This window comes from Streptomyces sp. NPDC001985 (genome assembly GCF_040296845.1).
In the GTDB taxonomy this organism is placed as follows: Bacteria; Actinomycetota; Actinomycetes; order Streptomycetales; family Streptomycetaceae; genus Streptomyces.
In genome coordinates, this window is the sequence record NZ_JBEOYB010000005.1 from 11,772 (window position 1) to 29,137 (window position 17,366).

Here is a 17,366-nt window from a genome sequence, read left to right on the forward strand (position 1 = left end):
GCGGCGCCCGGAACCGCTCCAGGACTGGTCCGGGGCGGCTCCGAGGCCGCAAACACCGCGTCCCGGACAGAAATTGACCTTCCCTCCCATCCCGGAGTGACGTGGATCACCATTAGCGTGGCGCTCCACAGGGCTCACTCAGGCGAAGGGAGTATCCATGCGCGTCGGAGTACTGACCGGAGGCGGCGACTGCCCCGGTCTCAACGCTGTCATCCGCGGAGCCGTCCGCAAGGGTGTTCAGGAGTACGGGTACGAGTTCATCGGCTACCGCGACGGATGGCGCGGCCCCCTCGAAGCCGACACGATTCCGCTCGACATTCCGGCTGTACGCGGCATTCTGCCCCGCGGCGGCACCATTCTCGGGTCTTCGCGCACCAACCCCCTCAAGGCGGAGAACGGCATCCGCCGCATCAAGGACAACCTCGCCAAGGCGGAGGTCGACGCGCTGATCGCGATCGGCGGCGAGGACACCCTCGGGGTCGCCGCCCGGCTCCACGACGAGTACGGCGTCAGCTGTGTCGGCGTCCCCAAGACCATCGACAACGACCTGTCCGCCACCGACTACACCTTCGGCTTCGACACCGCCGTCTCGATCGCCACCGAGGCCATCGACCGGCTGCACACCACTGCCGAGTCCCATATGCGGGTCCTGGTCGTGGAGGTGATGGGCCGCCACGCGGGCTGGATCGCCCTCCACTCGGGGCTCGCCGGCGGCGCCAATGTCATCCTCATCCCCGAGCAGCGCTTCGATCTCGACCAGGTCTGCGCCTGGGTGACCTCCCGGTTCCGGGCGACGTACGCGCCGATCGTCGTGGTCGCGGAGGGAGCGATGCCGCAGGACGGCGACGCCGTGCTCAAGGACGGAACCCTCGACTCCTTCGGCCATGTACGGCTCTCCGGCGTGGGCGAGTGGCTGGCGAAGGAGATCGAGCGGCGCACCGGCAAGGAGGCCAGGACCACGGTGCTCGGCCATGTCCAGCGCGGCGGCACCCCGAGTGCCTTCGACCGCTGGCTGGCCACGCGCTTCGGGCTGCACGCCATCGACGCGGTCAGGGACGGCGACTTCGGCAAGATGGTCGCCCTCCAGGGCACGGACATCGTGCGGGTCCCGATCGCCGACGCCACCGCCAGGCTCAAGACGGTGGACCCCCGGCTGTACGCGGAGGCCGGGGTGTTCTTCGGCTGACGGCCACCGGACCGGACCGGCCCCGACTGGACCGGCCCGGACCCGGCGGAGCCGACCGGACCCGACCGGACCGCACCGGCCCCGACTGGACCGGACCGGCCCCGACTGGACCTGACTGGACTGCACGGGCCCCGACTGGACCAGACCGGACCGCGCCGGACCTGCCAGACCGCACCGGACTGGACCAGACCGGACCGCACCGGACCCGGTGGAGCCGCCCGGACCCGACCCGGCGGAGCCGCCCGGACCGGGTCCGGACACCCGTATCCGGACCCCGCCCGGTCGGCCGGGCGCGGGCGCGCCCGCGCCGGTGGTGCCCCGGCGAGGCGGGCGGTTCAGCCCCCCCGGGGCCGGGGACGGACCCCGCGCCACGGGGGGCCCGCACCGTGCGGGCCACCCGGGGCCCGGCCCCCGGGCGCACCCACCGCCCGGTCACGGCCGCGGCACGCGGCCCGGCCGCTCGCCCCCCACGGCCCCGGGGGCTCCCGCTGCCCCAGCGGCCGGCGCGCCCTCCGCCGCCGCGGCAGGCACAGCGGACAGCGCGGGCACAGCGGGCGCAGCGGGCACAGCCGCGGCTCCTGGCAGCCCCGCCAGCAGCTCCGCCACCACCCGGGGGCCGTCCAGCGTCAGCACCGACTCCGGGTGGAACTGCACCGAGGCGAAGCCCGCCGCCCGCAGCGCGTGCACCTCCCCGCTCGCCGGATCGCGCGCCGTCTCCACTCCCCGGGCCGCCAGATCCGCCGCCTCCTCCGCGCCGCAGCGCGCGGTGAAGCTGTTGTAGAAGCCCACCGTCTCCGTCCGCCCGAAGAAGTCGATCCGCTCCTGCGTCCCCTGGTACGGGATCTTCTTCCGCACCACGTCCAGCCCCAGCCCGGCGGCGATCAGCTCATGCCCCAGACACACCCCCAGCACTCCGTGCCGGTGACCGGCCAGCAGCTCCGCCGTGAGCGCTCGCAGCGCCCGCATCCGGGCGTCCGCCCCGTCCGCCGGATCGCCCGGTCCCGGGCCGAGCACCACGGGACCCGGGTGTGCCAGCGCCGCCTCCCGCAGGCCCGGCTCGTCGAACCGCCGCACCGACACCGAGGGCCCCGCCGACCGCAGCAGATGCGCCAGCATCGAGGTGAAGGTGTCCTCGGCGTCGATCACCAGCACCTGCCCCCGGGTCTCGCCGCCGCCCTCCCGCATCCGCAGCCAGAACGGCGCGAGCGAGGCCCGGCGCCCGTCCAGCGCAGCCCGCACCCGGGGGTCGGCCGCCAGACCCGCGTACCCCCCGGACCCGCGCGCCGCCCCCGGGCGCACGCCCAGCGCCGCCAGCACCCCCGCCGCCTTCGCATGGGTCTCGGCGACCTCGCCCGCCGGGTCCGAGTGGCGCACCAGCGTGGCGCCCACCGGCACCTTCAGCCCGCCCCCGGCGTCGATGTCGGCGGTGCGGATCAGAATGGGGGAGTCCAGGGTCTGCCCGCCGCCCGCGTCCCGGCCGATCAGGGCCAGCGCCCCCGCGTAGTAGCCGCGCCCGCCCGTCTCGTGGCGCTCGATGACCCGGCACGCGTTCTGCACCGGGGAGCCGGTGACGGTCGCCGCGAACATCGTCTCCCGCAGCACCTCCCGCACATCGAGCGAGGACCGGCCGCGCAGCTCGTACTCGGTGTGCGCGAGATGCGCCATCTCCTTGAGCCGGGGCCCGACCACCACCCCGCCCATGTCGCCGACCGTGCACATCATCTTCAGCTCCTCGTCCACGACCATGGAGAGCTCGTCCCGCTCCTTGGGGTCGTCGAGGAAACGCAGCAGCGCCTCGGTGCTCGGGCCCCCGGGCGGATAGCGGAAGGTGCCGCTGATCGGATTCATCACGACCGTCCCGCCGCTCATCCGGACATGCGCCTCGGGGCTGGCGCCCACCAGGGTGCGCTCCCCGGTGTGGACGACAAAGGTCCAGTACGCGCCGCGCTCACCGGTCAGCAGCCGCCGGAACAGGGCCAGCGCGTCGGCCCGCCCGAAACCGGGGATCGTGCCGGTGAAGGTCCGCCGGATGACGAAGTTCGCGCCCTCGCCCCGGCCGATCTCCTCCGTGACGACCCGGCGGACGGTCTCCGCGTACTCCTCGTCCCCCACGTCGAACGCCCCGCCCTCGACCCGTACGGCATGGGCGGGCAGCGCGGCCACCGTCCCCGCGAGAGGCAGGGCCGCCGACTCCTCGGCGAGCAGCACGCTCAGCGGGGTGCCGTCGTCGCGGACGTCGAAACCGCGCTCCCTGATCTGGCGGAAGGGGATCAGGGCCAGCGCCGGAGTCCGGCCGGCCGGGATCTCGGCGAGCGTCGCGCACTCCACGACCGGGCCGGTGAGCACCTCCACGGTGTCCTCGTCGTGGCCGGGGGTGCGCCGGCGCAGCAGGGCGAAGGGGCCATCGCCGGCGAGCAGCCGGGCGAGGACCGCTCCGGGAGCGGGGGAGGTGTCGGGGTGAAGCGGCATCGGATGTGTTCCTTCCGGTGGTCCCACCGTGCGGTGGGGCGGGGGAGGAACGGCCGGTTTCCCTGCGGATACACCAAAGGCCGCCCCTCGGGCGGCCTTCGCGGTACGGATCGGGTACGCGCAGTCAGTGGGCCGCCGGATGAGCGGTCCACCACCAGTTCCGGTTCGGAAGCGTCTGGTCTCGGTGCGCGAACATGCCGGGAACCCTACCCCAGCCCGGTGCGGACCGTGGGCGGAGTCACAGGACGGTGGAATGGGTGTCTCATTTACTGGGCGGCTTGAGGTGTGCACGGTGTGACCACGTACTGTGGGCGGTGTGACCGTGAACGCTAAGACCACCCCCGCTGGTGGCAACACCTGGCGAGACCTGCCCGCGGCGCAGCAGCCCGAGTACCCGGATGCCGAGGCTCTGCGCGATGTGATCGCCGAGCTCGAAAGCTATCCGCCACTCGTCTTCGCGGGCGAGTGCGACCAGCTGCGCGCCCGTCTGGGAGCCGTCGCCAGGGGCGAGGCGTTCCTGCTCCAGGGCGGCGACTGCGCCGAGTCCTTCGAGGCCGTGGGCGCCGAGGACATCCGGGCGAAGCTCAAGACCCTGCTCCAGATGGGCGCGGTCCTCACCTACGCGGCATCGGTGCCGGTGGTCAAGGTCGGCCGGATCGCCGGTCAGTACTCCAAGCCCCGCTCCAAGCCCACCGAGACCCGTGACGGTGTGACCCTCCCCACGTACCGGGGCGACTCCGTCAATGGATTCGAGTTCACCGAGGCGGCCCGGATTCCGGACCCGCAGCGGCTGAAGCGGATGTACAACGCCTCCGCGGCGACGCTCAACCTGGTCCGCGCCTTCACCACCGGCGGCTACGCCGATCTGCGCCAGGTGCACGCCTGGAACCAGGACTTCGTGAAGTCCTCGCCCTCCGGCCAGCGGTACGAGCAGCTCGCGCGCGAGATCGACAACGCGCTGAACTTCATGGAGGCGTGCGGCACCGACCCGGCGGAGTTCCGCACGGTCGAGTTCTACGCCTCCCACGAGGCGCTGCTGCTGGACTACGAGTCGGCGCTCACCCGCACCGACTCCCGCACCGGACAGCTCTACGACGTCTCGGGCCACATGGTCTGGATCGGTGAGCGCACCCGGCAGCTGGACGGCGCGCACATCGAGTTCGCGTCGAGGATTCGCAACCCGATCGGGATCAAGCTCGGCCCGACGAGCACCGTCGACGAGGCGCTGACCTACATCGACCGGCTCGACCCCGAGCGCGAGCCGGGCCGGCTGACCTTCGTCGTCCGCATGGGCGCCGACAAGGTCCGCGACAAGCTCCCCGAGCTGGTCGAGAAGGTCACCGCCTCCGGCGCGGCCGTGGCCTGGGTCACCGACCCGATGCACGGCAACACCTTCGAGGCGGCCTCCGGCCACAAGACCCGCCGCTTCGACGACGTGCTCGACGAGGTCAAGGGCTTCTTCGAGGTCCACAAGGCCCTCGGCACCCACCCGGGCGGCATCCATGTCGAGCTGACCGGCGACGATGTCACGGAGTGCGTGGGCGGCGGCGATGAGATCTTCGTCGACGATCTCCACCAGCGCTACGAGACGGCCTGCGACCCCCGGCTGAACCGGAGCCAGTCGCTGGACCTGGCGTTCCTGGTCGCCGAGATGTACCGCGACCAGTGATCCGGCCGGCCCGTTGAACCGACGGGCCGGTTGATCTTCCGGAGAGCGGCAGTGGGGCGCGGATTCATGTGATCCGCGCCCCACCGTGCGTCCGACTGCTTTTACGCCGCCACCGGGACGGGTAAGGTTAGGTTAGCCTCACCGAAGATCGGCGGGGGCGCGACCGACAGTCCCCCGGGAGGTGAACCGCGTGTACGTCTGCTCTTGCTTCGGTATCACCGAGCAGCAGGTGAAGGAGCACGCGGACGCCGGTGCGTGCACGCCCCGCCAGATCGCCTCCGCCTCCAAGGCGGGCACGGACTGCGGATCGTGTGTGCGCAGGATTCAGTCCATTCTCGGCCGGGGTGCGTGTCCCCGGCGTGAGCTTCTCGACCGGGGCCGCCCCGCGCTGGCGTCCGGTGTCGCGGACGCCGTCGCGCTGGACGAGGCCGCCTAGGTCGTCTCAAGGCGGCGGCGCGCCGTGTGCGGGTGGGCCCGGCGGGCTCAGCTGCTCGGCTGCTCGATCTGCTGTGCCAGATAGAGGGGCTCGCCGAGGGACTCGATCAGCTCCAGCTGGGTGTCGAGATAGTCGATGTGGTGCTCCTCGTCCTCCAGGATCGACTCGAAGATATTGGCCGATGTGACATCGCCCTTGGCCCGCATCACATCGATCCCGCGCTTGAGGCGGTCGATCGCCTCCACCTCGACCTGCCGGTCGGCCTGGAACATCTCGGTGACCGTCTGGCCGACCCGCACATGGAACAGCCGCTGGTAGTTCGGCAGCCCGTCCAGGAAGAGAATGCGTTCCGTCAGGACATCCGCGTGCTTCATCTCGTCAATGGACTCGGCACGTGTGTATGCGGCCAGCTTCGTCCAGCCCTTGTTCTCCTGGATACGGTAATGGAGCCAGTACTGGTTGATAGCGGTCAGCTCGCCGGTCAGCTGCTCATTCAGAAACTCGATGACCTCGGGGTCGCCCTGCATCGCGGGTGCTCCTTCCACGCGTATGGCCTCGGGGGCAGGTCCGCGCATCCTCGCATCGCCATCGGGAGCCGTCCAGTAAGTGCCTCCTTAGTAGTAGTTGCCCGAATCGGCTCAGACCTGGTCATGACCACCCCTCCCGGTCTGTCACCATTGAGGCATGGGTCAGCCGGAGAACCGGGATTACCGCGCACCGGAGGAGTCCGCGCTTCCGCCGGGCCAGAGATTGCAGCGCGGCTGGCCGGTCACCCATTACGGGCCCGTTCCGAAGTTCAAACCCGACCGCTGGGAGTTCAGGGTCTTCGGTGCCACGGCGGACGGCGACAAGCACTGCTGGAATCACGAGGAGTTCTCGGCGCTTCCGTTCTCGACGGTCGTCGCCGATCTGCACTGCGTGACGAAGTTCAGCATGCTGGGGGCCGAATGGGGTGGTGTGTCCACCCGTGCCATCGTCGAGCTGGCGCCGCCGGCACCCCATGTCACACATGTCATGGTCTGGGCCGAGTACGGGTTCAGCGCCAATATGAGGCTCTCCGATTTCACCGCCGAGCGGGCGATTTTCGCCACGCATAAGGACGGTGAACTGCTCACCGCCGAACACGGTTTTCCGCTGCGCCTTGTCGTGCCCCAGCTCTATGCCTGGAAAGGGCCCAAATGGGTCCGGGGTGTGGAATACATGACGGCGGACCGCCGGGGTTTCTGGGAGGAGCGCGGCTACCACAATCTGGGGGACCCCTGGCGGGAGCAGCGCTACTCGTACCAGGAGGAGCCGGGGGACGGCCCGGAGCTGTAGCCCGGCGTCCCGGGCTCACGGCGGGGCCGGCGGAGCCGGAGCGGCGCGCCGCCGGGCCGGTGGAGGGTCAGTGGAACCGGTGCATCACCGCGTGCCCCCTGCCCCGGCCGATCAGCCACTTGTTCACCGGAGTGGTGATGACGAAGGCGACCGCGAAGGCGATGGCCAGGGCGTACCAGAACAGGGCGTCCGACAGCTCCGCGTGCAGCGCGCCCGGCCAGAGGGCGAGCACGCTGTTGTCGGTGATCTCCATGACGGTGATGGAGAGGGTGTCGGCGGCGAGTGCGATCTTCACGGCGGTCCGGAAGCCGATGCCCGCCCGCAGGATGGTGACCATGGTGAACGAGTAGCCGAAGACAAAGGCGAGGAAGATCGCCAGGGCCATCGTGGGCACGTTGTGCCAGCCGAGCGCGGTGCCGATCGCCATGCCGAGAACCTCGCCGATGGCGCAGCCGACGAGGCAGTGCAGGGTCGCCCGGACGGCCATGCCCCAACTGGCTCCGCCGTTCCCCGGGTGCTGATGCCGCGCGTGGTCCGCCCGCTGTCCGGGGCCCTCGGGCCGACGGTGGCCGTCGCGGCCGTCGCGGCCGTTGTGCCGGTCGTGGCCGTCGTGCCCGTGGTCCGTGGGGCGGGAGTGGGCTCCGTGGTCCATGAGGGGTCCCCAGGGTCAGGTGTGCGGGTGCGCCGACAGGGAGACTCTATACCCCCCTAGGGTACCTCGCCAGGTTCACCGCTCCCGGAGCGTCTTGAGCAGGGCCACATCCGCCGTGTGGCCCTCCTTGCCGCCGGGCGTCTCGATGATCAGCGGCACCCCCTCGGTGGCCGGATGGCGCAGCAGCTCCCGGAAGGGCTCGGCGCCGATATGGCCCGCGCCGATACTGGCGTGCCGGTCCTTGTGCGCACCGGCCGGCTCCTTGGAGTCATTGGCGTGGATCAGTTTCAGCCGCCCCTCGCCGACGGTCCGCACCAGCAGATCGAGGGTCTCGGTCACGCCGCGCGGAGCCGCGAGGTCGTGCCCGGCGGCGTGGATGTGGCAGGTGTCCAGACAGATGCCCAGCGCGGGGTGGGCGTCGAGCGCCTCGAAGTACGGCCCGAAGTCCTCCGCCCGCGAGCAGAGCGAAGCGCCCTGCCCGGCCGTGGACTCCAGCAGCAGCCGGGGATCGTCGTCATGGGTCAGCTCGTCCAGCAGCGGCAGCATCAGCTCGCGCGCCTGGGCGAGCGCCACCTCCCGGGAGCGGCCCCCGGTCGCCGAACCGGTGTGGACGACCACACCCCGCGCACCGATCTCCCGGCCCCGGCGCAGCGAGTGGCGCAGGGACTCCACGGACCGCTCGGCGGTCGCCTCGGTGTGCGAGCCGAAGTTGATCAGATAGGGGGCGTGGACATACACGGACAGCCCCGCCTCGGCGCATCCGGTGCGGAACGCCTCGTCCTGGGCCGGGTTGCCCGGAGGCGTCGCCCAGCCGCGGGGATTGGCCACGAAGACCTGGAGGGTCTCCGCCGCCAGCTCACGGGCGTAACCGAGGCCCGTGGTGGCGAGGCCGCCCGCCACGGGCACATGTCCGCCGACCGGATTGCGCATAGCTGTCTCGTCAGTCCTTCGCTGGTGTGCGGGGGCGCCCCCGGAGGAACGGGAGGCGCCGGAACGCTGATGTCCGGGGGTGTCCCGGGGCGGAGGGAGCGAGCGGCGGCGCTCACAGCCCCTGGAGACGGACGGTGACCGTACTGCCCTCGGGTGCCCGGTCCCCGGCCCCCGGTGACTGGCTCTCGACGGTGTCGCCGAGGTAGGGGAAGCTCTTCTCCACCCTGACCTCGAAGCCCGCCGACTCCAGCGCGCTCCTGGCCTCGTCCTCGCTGTCGCCGGTCACCTCGGGGACGGTGACCATGCGCGGGCCCTTGGAGACGGTGAGGGTGACCGTGTCGCCGGCGGCCAGCCTGGCGCCCCGGGCCGCGGACTGCCGGGCCACGGTGCCCTCGTCCTTCGGTGAGTGGACCCGCCCGGAGGCGATCTCCACCGTGAATCCGGCGCCCTCCAGTTCCTCGGTCGCCTCCGCCACGGAATCGCCGGTCACCCCGGGCACCTCGATCGGGGCGCCCTTGCTGACCACCACGGCCACTCCCGAGTCCGGGCTGCGCCGGGCGCCCGCCTCCGGGTCGGTGCGGACGACCGAGCCCTGCGGCACCGTCTCGCTGAACTCCCGGGAGACCGCGCCGGGCGCGAGACCGGCCTCCTTGAGCCGGCGCTCCGCCTCCGCGAGCGGCTCGCCCTTCACCGAGGGCACCCGGATCACCTCCGGGCCGCGCGAGACGACCAGCGTCACCGAGCCGTTGCCCCGGATGCGCTCGCTGGTGGCCGGGTCGCTGGTGATGACCGCGCCCCGGTCGAAGGTCTCGCTGAACTCCTCCCGCACCGTCCGCACATCGAGACCGGCGCTCTCCAGCTCCCGGCGGGCGTCGCTCTCGGTCTTGCCGATCAGGGCGGGGACCCGGGTGAACTGCCCGGAATTGATGTACCAGACACCGATTCCGCCGCCGAGCACCACCAGGACCGCGGCCACGATCGCGAGAACACCCCGCCGGGACAGGGTGAGCCGCCAGGACCGGGCGCCTCGGCGCGCGGGCGGCGCCGGTGCCGCCGGTGTCAGGGAGAGCCGGGCGGTGCGGCTGACCCCGGGCTCCTCCCGGGGGAGGGCCCGCGCGATGACATCCGTACGCTCCTCGCCGGTGGCGGGCGCCGGGGGGTCGTCCGGCTCGCGGGCGCCCGGCGGCACCAGGTCGAGCTGTTCGTCACCGAGCGCCGCCCGGGCCTCGCGGGCGCGGGCCAGCAGCTCCACGGCGTCGTACGGGCGGGCCCCGGCGTCCCGCGCGGTCGCGCCGGCCACCAGCGCGTCCAGCTCCGGGGCCAGGCCGGGGGCGGACGCGGAGGGCGCCGGCACGTCCTCGTTCAGATGGCGGTAGATCACCTGGGCGGGGGTGTCCCCGGAGTGCGGCTTGGCGCCCGTCAGCATCTCGTACAGGACCACCCCGCACGCGTACACATCGCTGCGGGTGTCGGAGGCGCCGTCCTCGATCTGCTCGGGCGCCAGATAGGAGACCGTGCCCAGCACGGCGCCGGTGGTGCTGGTGACCGAGCCGACGGCCCGCACCAGGCCGAAGTCGGCGACCTTCACCCGGCCGTCGTCCCCTATGAGGACGTTCTCCGGCTTGATGTCCCGGTGGACGAAGCCCGCCCGGTGCGCGGCGCCGAGTGCGGCGAGCACCGGCTCCAGGATGTCCAGCGCGGCCCTGGGGCGCAGCGCGCCGCGCTCGCGCAGCACGTCGCGCAGGGTGCAGCCGGCGATGTACTCCATGGCCAGATAGACATAGGAGCCCTCGGCGCCCTGGTCGAAGACACCCACCACATTGGGGTGGGCGAGCCGCGCCACCGACCTGGCCTCACGGATGAAGCGCTCCACGAACGCGGCATCCCCGGCGAGGTCCGGATGCATCACCTTGAGCGCCAGCTCGCGGTCGAGCCGGGTGTCGACGGCCCGGTAGACCGTGGCCATACCGCCGACGGCGATGCGCGCGTCGACGCGGTAGCGGCCGTCGAGCACCTGCCCGACGAGAGGGTCCTGGAGGGTCGTATCCACCCCGCGATTCTACGAGCCGCCACCGACACCCCCGGTCCGGCGGGGTGCGGCGGGCGGTACTGGGGCCGAGCTGTGACAGCCCGGGCGCCCACCCCGGACCCGTACCGCCCCGGGGCGCGGCCGGAACCCGTGCGGCCGGAACCCGTGCGGCCGGGACGCGGGCCGGCCCGTGCGGCCGGGTCCGTATCGCCGGGGCGCGGAGGCGGGTCCGCGCGGCCGGGCCCGTACAGCCGGGCGCGCGGCCGGGCTCAGAAGGCCGGGCGCTCCGGGTCCAGCGCCGCCATGCCGTCGACCGGGGACGACGCCTCGGCGAAGTGGCGGCGCGGAATCCGGCCCGCGCGGTGCGCCAGCCGGCCGGCCTCGACGGCGTGCCGCATCGCCCGAGCCATCAGCTCCGGCTCCTGGGCCCGGGTGACGGCCGACGCCAGCATCACCGCCGCGCACCCCAGCTCCATGGCGAACGCCGCGTCGGACGCCGTGCCCGCGCCCGCGTCGAGGATCACCGGCACCCCCGCCCCCTCGACGATCAGCCGGAAGTTGTGCGGGTTGCGGATGCCGAGCCCGGAGCCGATGGGGGAGCCGAGCGGCATGATCGCCGCACAGCCCACATCCTCCAGCTTCCGGGCGAGGACCGGATCGTCATTGGTGTACGGGAGGACGGTGAAGCCGTCGTCCACCAGGATCTCGGCCGCGTCGAGCAGCTCGATCGGGTCGGGCAGCAGGGTCCGCTCGTCGGCGACGACCTCCAGCTTGATCCACGAGGTGCCCAGCGCCTCCCGGGCCAGCCGGGCGGTGAGCACCGCCTCCCCCGCCGTGAAGCAGCCCGCCGTGTTGGGCAGCACCTGGATACCGAGCTTCTCCAGGACGGACAGGACGGAACCCTGGACGGTCGGGTCGAGACGGCGCATGGCGACCGTGGTGAGTTCGGTGCCGCTGGCGACGAGGGAGCGCTCCAGGACCTGGAGGCTGGGCGCCCCGCCCGTGCCCATGATCAGCCGGGAGCCGAAGGTGGCGGGCCCGAGGGTGAGCCGGTCGTCCGACATCGCGCCTCAGCCTCCCTGGACGGCGGTGAGGACTTCCACCCGGTCGCCGTCGCCGAGCGGGGTGTGGGCCCAGCGGCTGCGCGGGACCACCGTCTCGTTGACGGCGGCGGCCACCCCGGCCCCGGCGCTGGTGAGCTGCGCGATCAGGGTGTCCAGCGTGGTTCCGGTGGCGAGTTCACGCCGTTCGCCGTTGACGGAGACGGCGACGGGCACAGTACTCATACGGGCTGCTCCTGGGAGAGAGGGGAGAAGCGGCGGGGAGTGAAGGGGCGGGCTTCCTCCGGCAGTACGCCGGTGCTCAGCGCGGTCGCCAGCACATCGCCGGTGACCGGCGCCAGCAGCACGCCGTTGCGGTGGTGGCCGGTGGCCAGCAGCAGGCCCGGCAGGGCCGTCGGGCCGAGCAGGGGCGCGTTGTCGGGCGAGCAGGGGCGCAGCCCGGCGCGGGTCTCGGTCAGCGGGAGTTCGGTGATGCCCGGGACCAGCTCATGGGCGTCCCGCAGCAGTTCGTACACCCCGCCGGCGGTGACGGTGGTGTCCCACCCCAGCTCCTCGCTGGTGGCGCCGATGACCAGCTCACCGCTCTCGCGCGGCACCAGATAGACCTGGCTGCCCCGCACCACGGCCCGGACGGTCCGGGACAGGAAGGGGGCATGGGACGGTGGCACGGTCAGCCGCAGCACCTGGCCCTTCACCGGGCGGACCGGAGGAAGCACATCCTCCGGGACCCCGCCGAGACGGCCGCTCAGACTGCCCCCGGCGAGCACCACCTGCCCGGCGTCCACGGCGGTCCCGTTGTCGAGCACGGCTCCGGTGGCCCGCCCGCCCGCCACCGAGAGCCGCTCGGCCCAGCCGAGGTGGAAGGCCACCCCCGCGCGCTCACAGGCCGTCACCAGGGCGCCGGCGAGCCGCCGGGGATCGACCTGGTGGTCGCCGTCCACCCGCAGCCCGCCGCGCACACCGGGGGCCAGCATCGGTTCGAGCCGGCGGCACTCACGGCCGCTCAGCCACTGGGACTCCAGCCCCGACCGCAGGTGCAGGGCGTGCAGCTCGCGCAGATGCGCCCGGTCGTCGGCGTCGAGGGCCACGGCGAGGGTGCCGCAGGCGCGATAGCCGATGTCCCGTCCGGACGCCTCCTCCAGCTCGGCGGCGAAACCGGGGTAGCGGCGGGCGGATTCGAGGTTGAGGCCGAGCAGGGTCTGTTCGCCGTAGTGGAGTTCGGTGACGGCGGCGAGCATCCCGGCGGCGACCCTGGCGGCCCCCCGGCCGGGGCGCGGGTCCGCGACGGTGACGCTCAGCCCCCGCTGGGCGGCCCGCCAGGCCGTGGCGAGGCCGATGATTCCGCCCCCGATGACCAGGACGTCCGGCACCGGTGGTCGGTCCGTCGCGGTCCGTGTGACAGGGATCTGTGGCATGGACGGTCGGCTCCTCCCTTCGCCGGCATGACCCGGATCAGGTTCGTACGGTCGGAGGCCGTCCAGCCTCCCTCTCAGCCCGGTGCGTCCGGGCTCCCGCGAGTGCTTTACGGTGGCCACCCTAACCCCAGCGCCCAACGCGCAGTAAGGCGCGTGGGCACCGGCCGGACACCGAGGCAGAGGGAGCACGGCAGTGACGAGGTCGCTCGACGGACTGGTCTTCGCGCCGGTCGCGGATCAGGCCCCCGGACAGGTGGGCACCGGCACCCGCTTTCTCTACCACGAGCGGGACGGCCGGATCTGGGCCGAGTACGAGGGCGGCGATGTGGTCCTGGGCCGGCTGGTGGGCACCCGGGAGGGCGACCGCGTCGACTTCCGCTACGTACAGCTCACGGCCGACGGCGCCACCTCGTCGGGGCACTGCGTCTCGACCGTCTCCCCGCTCGCCGACGGCAGGCTGCGGATGACGGAGACCTGGGAGTGGGAGTCCCGGGCGGGCAGCGGGACGAGCGTGGTGGAGCAGGTGCGGTGACGGCGGGGCGGACGCCTCCTGTTCGCGGGGATCACCGGCTGCGTAAGGTTGGCGCGTGAGCGAGCGGAGCGGTGAGCGGCGGGCGGGGCGCGTGGTCGTGGCCGGCGCGGGCATGGCCGGGGTGCAGACCGCCGTCGCCCTGCGCGATCAGGGATTCACCGGACCGGTCACCCTGATCGGAGCCGAACCCCACCAGCCCTACGACAGACCGCCGCTCTCCAAGGCGGTCCTGCTCGGCACGGCCGAGGGCTCGGCGTTCGATGTGGACTTCGAGACGCTCGGCATCGAGCTGCGGCTCGGCTGCGCCGTCACCGGCGTACGGCCCGGGGCGCACGAGCTGGACACCGAGGCCGGAGCCGTCCCGTACGACACCCTGGTCATCGCCACCGGCGCCGAGCCCCTCACCCTGCCGGGCACCGACGCGGTCCCCGGGGTCCATCTGCTGCGCACCCTGGACGACGCCGCCCGGCTGCGGCCCGTCCTCACCGCCCGGCACGACATCGTGGTCGTCGGCGCGGGCTGGATCGGGGCGGAGTTCGCCACCGCCGCCCGGGGCGCGGGGTGCGCGGTCACCGTGGTGGAGGCCGCCGGGCGGCCTCTCGCGGGCGCTCTGCCCGCCGAGGTCGCCGCCCCGATGGCCGGCTGGTACGCGGAGCACGGGGTCACGCTGATCACCGGCGCCCGGGTGGCGGGGATCGAGCCGGGCACCGTCGTCCTCGCGGACGGGCGGAGGCTCCCGGCGGGCGCGGTGGTCGTCGGCATCGGCGCCAGGCCCGCCACCGGCTGGCTCGCCGGTTCCGGGATCGAGACCGGCCCCGACGGCGCGATCACCGCCGACAGCCATCTGCGCACCTCCCGCCCCGATGTGTACGCCGTCGGGGACTGCGCCTCCTTCCCCTCCGCCCGCTACGGCCGGCGGCTGCTCGTCCACCACTGGGACAACGCCCTCCAGGGCCCGCGGACCGTCGCCGCGAACGTGCTGGCCGCCGGGCGGGGGGAGCCGCCGCTCCGCTACGACCCGGTGCCCTACTTCTGGTCCGAGCAGTTCGGCCGCTTCGTCCAGTACGCGGGCGACCACACCGGCGCCGACACCACGTGGTGGCGGGGCGGCCCCGACGACACCGGCTGGACGGTGCTCTGGCTGCGCGACGGCGCCCTCACCGCACTGCTCGCCGTGGACCGCCCACGGGACCTCGCCCAGGGCCGCAAGCTCCTCCTGTCGGGCGCCCGGCTGGACCGGGAGCGGGCCACCGACCCCTCCGTACCCCTGAAGGGCGCGTCCGTCTGATCCGGTCATGACCGAGACGCACCGCTCTGACCAGCCATAATGTTAAAAAGGTGGTTCGCCTTCAGCGGATGGCCCGGGGGCTGGCTACCGGCTGTCAGTCCCAGATGGCAGGCTTGTCCCGTGACCGAGATTGACGCAAAGATCGATGCTCTCGTCCCTGCCTGGCTCACCCTCCCCGACATCGCGGAACTCCTCGATGTCGAGGTGACGCGTGTGCGCCAGCTGGTCAAGGAGGGCCAGCTGATCGCCGTGCGCCGGGGTGAGAACCGGGCGCTTCAGGTTCCCGCCGCCTTCATCGACGGCGACAAGGTCGTCAAGGGCCTCTCCGGCACCCTGACGCTCCTGAAGGACGACGGCTTCACCGACGGAGAAATGCTGGAGTGGCTCTTCACTCCCGACCCCAGCCTGCCCGGTACCCCCGCGCAGGCCCTCAGCGAGAACCGCGGCACGGAAGTGAAGCGCCGCGCCCAGGCGCTGGCCGTCTGAGCCCGGCGCCCGCGTCCGGCCGTCCCCGGCGGGCGCTCCGACGACCGCACCACGGCCACGTGGAGCGATGACACCAGAGCGGGGTGCGTGCGGGGCCGCCGCGCCATGCGGCGCGCGCCCGCCCGTGCCCCGCCGACCCACCCGGGGGGAACCGCCATGCCCAGCACCCGAGCGCCGCTCACCGACGCCCGGCTCTACCTCTGCACCGATGCCCGCACCCGGCAGGGCGACCTCCCCGAGTTCCTCGACGCGGTCCTCGCCGCCGGGGTCGACATCGTGCAGCTCCGCGACAAGGGCATGGAGGCCGCCGAGGAACTGGACCGGCTGAGCGTCTTCGCCGACGCCTGCCGGCGCCACGGCAAGCTGCTCGCGGTGAACGACCGGGCGGACGTCGCCCACGCGGCCGGCTCCGATGTGCTCCATCTGGGCCAGGGTGATCTCCCGGTCCCGGCCGCCCGGGCGGTCCTCGGCGAGTCCGTTCTCATCGGCCGCTCCACCCACTCCCCGGCCGAGGCGGCGGCCGCCGCCGCCGAGCCGGGCGTGGACTACTTCTGCACCGGGCCCTGCTGGCCCACCCCGACCAAGCCGGGGCGGCACGCCCCCGGGCTCGACCTGGTCCGCTCCACCGCGGCCCTCGCCACCGACCGTCCCTGGTTCGCCATCGGCGGGATCGACGCGACCAATCTCGACGAGGTGCTGGAGGCGGGCGCCCGCCGGATCGTCGTGGTCCGGGCGATTACGGAGGCGTCCGACCCCGCCGCGGCGACCGCGGATCTCAGCAGGAGGATTCGGGCATACAGCTCATAGTCGAAGGCTGTCGAGCCCTGGCCGCGCCCGGTGGGAAACCGCTTTCCGGCGGGCGGAGTGATCAAGCCGAATGCGCGCGGCGCGTGTCCGATTGCTGGACTCCTGTTGGGTGACCCCCTTACCCCCGATAACCTGCGGGTATGGCCTTCGGAACATATTCGACCAGGACGGACCGCGCACGGACCGTGCGCGAGTTGCTCGCGACAGGCAAGGCGTCCTACTCCTTCGAGTTCTGGGCGCCCAAGACCGAGAAGGGCGAGCGCAACCTCTGGAACGCCCTGCGCAGGATCGAGGCGGTGGCCCCCAGCTTTGTCTCCGTGACCTACGGCGCGGGGGGTTCCACCCGGGCCGGCACGGTCAAGGCCACCGAGCAGATCGCCGCCGACACCACGCTCACCCCGGTGGCCCACCTCACCGCGGTGAACCACTCCATCGCCGAGCTGCGCAATATGATCGGCCAGTACGCCTCCGCCGGAATCCGCAACATCCTCGCCGTCCGGGGCGACCCGCCCGGCGACCCGATGGGGGAGTGGGTCGAGCATCCCCAGGGCGTGCGGTACGCGGCCGAACTGGTCCGGCTCATCAAGGAGTCCGGCGACTTCTGCGTGGGCGTCGCGGCCTTCCCCGAGATGCACCCCCGCTCCCAGGACTGGGAGACGGACATCCGGCACTTCGTCGACAAGTGCCGCGCCGGTGCCGACTACGCGATCACCCAGATGTTCTTCCGCCCCGAGGACTATCTGCGGCTGCGCGACCGGGTCGGGGCCGCGGGCTGCGACACCCCGATCATCCCCGAGATCATGCCGGTCACCAGCGTCCGGCAGCTCGAACGGTTCGGGCAGCTCAGCAATGCCGTGATCCCGGCGAAGCTGAAAGAGGGCATCCTCAGCGTCAAGGACGACCCCGCGGCTGTACGCTCCATGGGAATAGAGTTCGCAACCGAGTTCTGTGCGGAGCTGCTCTCCGAGGGTGTTCCCGGGCTGCACTTCATCACGCTCAACAACTCCACGGCGACACTTGAGATATACGAGAATCTCGGACTGCACAGACAGTCCTGATCGGCCCTACCCGCCCCGAGCCGGGGCGGGG

18 protein-coding genes and 1 riboswitch are annotated in these 17,366 nt (G+C 72.6%); of the genes, 9 read left to right on the forward strand and 9 right to left on the reverse strand.

Going from position 1 to position 17,366, the window contains the following annotated elements; translation table 11 throughout:
* Positions 1-157 precede the first annotated feature (157 nt).
* Positions 158-1,186 carry a 6-phosphofructokinase gene (locus tag ABT122_RS03195; protein ID WP_351544483.1) on the forward strand — a complete coding sequence of 343 codons (1,029 nt, stop codon included), beginning with the start codon at positions 158-160 and terminating at the stop codon, positions 1,184-1,186.
* A 432-nt stretch (positions 1,187-1,618) separates the two neighbouring features.
* Here ABT122_RS03195 and ABT122_RS03200 read toward each other — a convergent pair whose 3' ends face one another.
* Together ABT122_RS03200 and ABT122_RS03205 are read right to left on the reverse strand one after the other, a co-directional pair.
* Positions 1,619-3,655 (reverse strand): anthranilate synthase family protein, encoded by a 2,037-nt coding sequence (locus ABT122_RS03200; protein WP_351544486.1) that lies wholly within the window; start codon positions 3,653-3,655, stop codon positions 1,619-1,621.
* 124 nt (positions 3,656-3,779) lie between these two features.
* A complete protein-coding gene (locus ABT122_RS03205; RefSeq protein WP_351544823.1) occupies positions 3,780-3,851 on the reverse strand; it encodes a trp operon leader peptide in 72 nt (23 codons plus the stop codon).
* Between the two features lie 126 nt (positions 3,852-3,977).
* Between ABT122_RS03205 and ABT122_RS03210 the strand changes: the two genes are divergently transcribed.
* Together ABT122_RS03210 and ABT122_RS03215 are read left to right on the forward strand one after the other, a co-directional pair.
* The gene (locus ABT122_RS03210) at positions 3,978-5,324 is read left to right on the forward strand and encodes a class II 3-deoxy-7-phosphoheptulonate synthase (RefSeq protein ID WP_351544826.1); all 1,347 of its coding nucleotides are present in this window, start codon (positions 3,978-3,980) and stop codon (positions 5,322-5,324) included.
* A gap of 181 nt (positions 5,325-5,505) precedes the next feature.
* Positions 5,506-5,760, forward strand: a complete 255-nt coding sequence (locus tag ABT122_RS03215; RefSeq protein ID WP_351544489.1) for a (2Fe-2S)-binding protein — start codon at positions 5,506-5,508, stop codon at positions 5,758-5,760.
* 47 nt (positions 5,761-5,807) lie between these two features.
* On the opposite strand, the gene bfr is transcribed toward ABT122_RS03215, so the two are convergent.
* Positions 5,808-6,287, reverse strand: a complete 480-nt coding sequence (gene bfr, locus ABT122_RS03220; protein WP_351544491.1) for a bacterioferritin — start codon at positions 6,285-6,287, stop codon at positions 5,808-5,810.
* A 157-nt stretch (positions 6,288-6,444) separates the two neighbouring features.
* Between bfr and ABT122_RS03225 the strand changes: the two genes are divergently transcribed.
* Entirely contained in the window at positions 6,445-7,077 is a 633-nt protein-coding gene (locus ABT122_RS03225; protein ID WP_351544494.1) for a sulfite oxidase-like oxidoreductase, read from the forward strand.
* A 67-nt stretch (positions 7,078-7,144) separates the two neighbouring features.
* On the opposite strand, the gene ABT122_RS03230 is transcribed toward ABT122_RS03225, so the two are convergent.
* The 6 genes from ABT122_RS03230 to thiO form a co-directional block, all read right to left on the reverse strand.
* The gene (locus ABT122_RS03230) at positions 7,145-7,729 is read right to left on the reverse strand and encodes a DUF4396 domain-containing protein (protein WP_351544497.1); all 585 of its coding nucleotides are present in this window, start codon (positions 7,727-7,729) and stop codon (positions 7,145-7,147) included.
* A 75-nt stretch (positions 7,730-7,804) separates the two neighbouring features.
* Positions 7,805-8,659: a deoxyribonuclease IV gene (locus tag ABT122_RS03235; RefSeq protein ID WP_351544500.1), complete on the reverse strand. Its 855-nt coding sequence runs from the start codon at positions 8,657-8,659 to the stop codon at positions 7,805-7,807.
* Positions 8,660-8,771: 112 nt separating this feature from the next.
* Positions 8,772-10,709 (reverse strand): Stk1 family PASTA domain-containing Ser/Thr kinase, encoded by a 1,938-nt coding sequence (gene pknB / locus ABT122_RS03240; protein WP_351544503.1) that lies wholly within the window; start codon positions 10,707-10,709, stop codon positions 8,772-8,774.
* Positions 10,710-10,957: 248 nt separating this feature from the next.
* Complete coding sequence (locus ABT122_RS03245) at positions 10,958-11,752, reverse strand: thiazole synthase (RefSeq protein ID WP_351544506.1); 795 nt, start codon at positions 11,750-11,752, stop codon at positions 10,958-10,960.
* A gap of 6 nt (positions 11,753-11,758) precedes the next feature.
* A complete protein-coding gene (thiS, locus tag ABT122_RS03250) occupies positions 11,759-11,974 on the reverse strand; it encodes a sulfur carrier protein ThiS (RefSeq protein ID WP_351544509.1) in 216 nt (71 codons plus the stop codon).
* Positions 11,971-13,164, reverse strand: a complete 1,194-nt coding sequence (gene thiO / locus ABT122_RS03255) for a glycine oxidase ThiO (RefSeq protein WP_351544512.1) — start codon at positions 13,162-13,164, stop codon at positions 11,971-11,973. The genes thiS and thiO overlap by 4 nt, the downstream gene beginning before the upstream one ends.
* Positions 13,161-13,274: riboswitch (TPP riboswitch) on the reverse strand. Its footprint overlaps the gene before it by 4 nt.
* 83 nt (positions 13,275-13,357) lie before the next feature.
* Here thiO and ABT122_RS03260 point away from each other — a divergent pair.
* From ABT122_RS03260 to metF, 5 genes are all read left to right on the forward strand, one after another.
* Positions 13,358-13,696 (forward strand): avidin-fold protein, encoded by a 339-nt coding sequence (locus ABT122_RS03260; protein WP_351544515.1) that lies wholly within the window; start codon positions 13,358-13,360, stop codon positions 13,694-13,696.
* A gap of 112 nt (positions 13,697-13,808) precedes the next feature.
* Entirely contained in the window at positions 13,809-14,984 is a 1,176-nt protein-coding gene (locus ABT122_RS03265; RefSeq protein ID WP_502976091.1) for an NAD(P)/FAD-dependent oxidoreductase, read from the forward strand.
* A 120-nt stretch (positions 14,985-15,104) separates the two neighbouring features.
* The gene (locus ABT122_RS03270) at positions 15,105-15,470 is read left to right on the forward strand and encodes an Rv2175c family DNA-binding protein (RefSeq protein ID WP_351544519.1); all 366 of its coding nucleotides are present in this window, start codon (positions 15,105-15,107) and stop codon (positions 15,468-15,470) included.
* 156 nt (positions 15,471-15,626) lie between these two features.
* Entirely contained in the window at positions 15,627-16,277 is a 651-nt protein-coding gene (gene thiE, locus ABT122_RS03275; protein WP_351544522.1) for a thiamine phosphate synthase, read from the forward strand.
* 140 nt (positions 16,278-16,417) lie between these two features.
* Complete coding sequence (metF, locus tag ABT122_RS03280; RefSeq protein ID WP_351544525.1) at positions 16,418-17,335, forward strand: methylenetetrahydrofolate reductase [NAD(P)H]; 918 nt, start codon at positions 16,418-16,420, stop codon at positions 17,333-17,335.
* Positions 17,336-17,366: the final 31 nt, after the last annotated feature.

Bases quoted from the DNA above. Each gene is read 5' to 3' on its own strand.
- ABT122_RS03195 (WP_351544483.1), top strand. From the start codon at position 158: ATGCGCGTCGGAGTACTGACCGGAGGCGGCGACTGCCCCGGTCTCAAC.
- ABT122_RS03200 (WP_351544486.1), bottom strand. From the start codon at position 3,655: ATGCCGCTTCACCCCGACACCTCCCCCGCTCCCGGAGCGGTCCTCGCC.
- bfr (WP_351544491.1), bottom strand. From the start codon at position 6,287: ATGCAGGGCGACCCCGAGGTCATCGAGTTTCTGAATGAGCAGCTGACC.
- ABT122_RS03225 (WP_351544494.1), top strand. From the start codon at position 6,445: ATGGGTCAGCCGGAGAACCGGGATTACCGCGCACCGGAGGAGTCCGCG.
- ABT122_RS03230 (WP_351544497.1), bottom strand. From the start codon at position 7,729: ATGGACCACGGAGCCCACTCCCGCCCCACGGACCACGGGCACGACGGC.
- ABT122_RS03235 (WP_351544500.1), bottom strand. From the start codon at position 8,659: ATGCGCAATCCGGTCGGCGGACATGTGCCCGTGGCGGGCGGCCTCGCC.
- ABT122_RS03245 (WP_351544506.1), bottom strand. From the start codon at position 11,752: ATGTCGGACGACCGGCTCACCCTCGGGCCCGCCACCTTCGGCTCCCGG.
- thiS (WP_351544509.1), bottom strand. From the start codon at position 11,974: ATGAGTACTGTGCCCGTCGCCGTCTCCGTCAACGGCGAACGGCGTGAA.
- thiO (WP_351544512.1), bottom strand. From the start codon at position 13,164: ATGCCACAGATCCCTGTCACACGGACCGCGACGGACCGACCACCGGTG.
- ABT122_RS03265 (WP_502976091.1), top strand. From the start codon at position 13,809: ATGGCCGGGGTGCAGACCGCCGTCGCCCTGCGCGATCAGGGATTCACC.
- thiE (WP_351544522.1), top strand. From the start codon at position 15,627: ATGCCCAGCACCCGAGCGCCGCTCACCGACGCCCGGCTCTACCTCTGC.
- metF (WP_351544525.1), top strand. From the start codon at position 16,418: ATGGCCTTCGGAACATATTCGACCAGGACGGACCGCGCACGGACCGTG.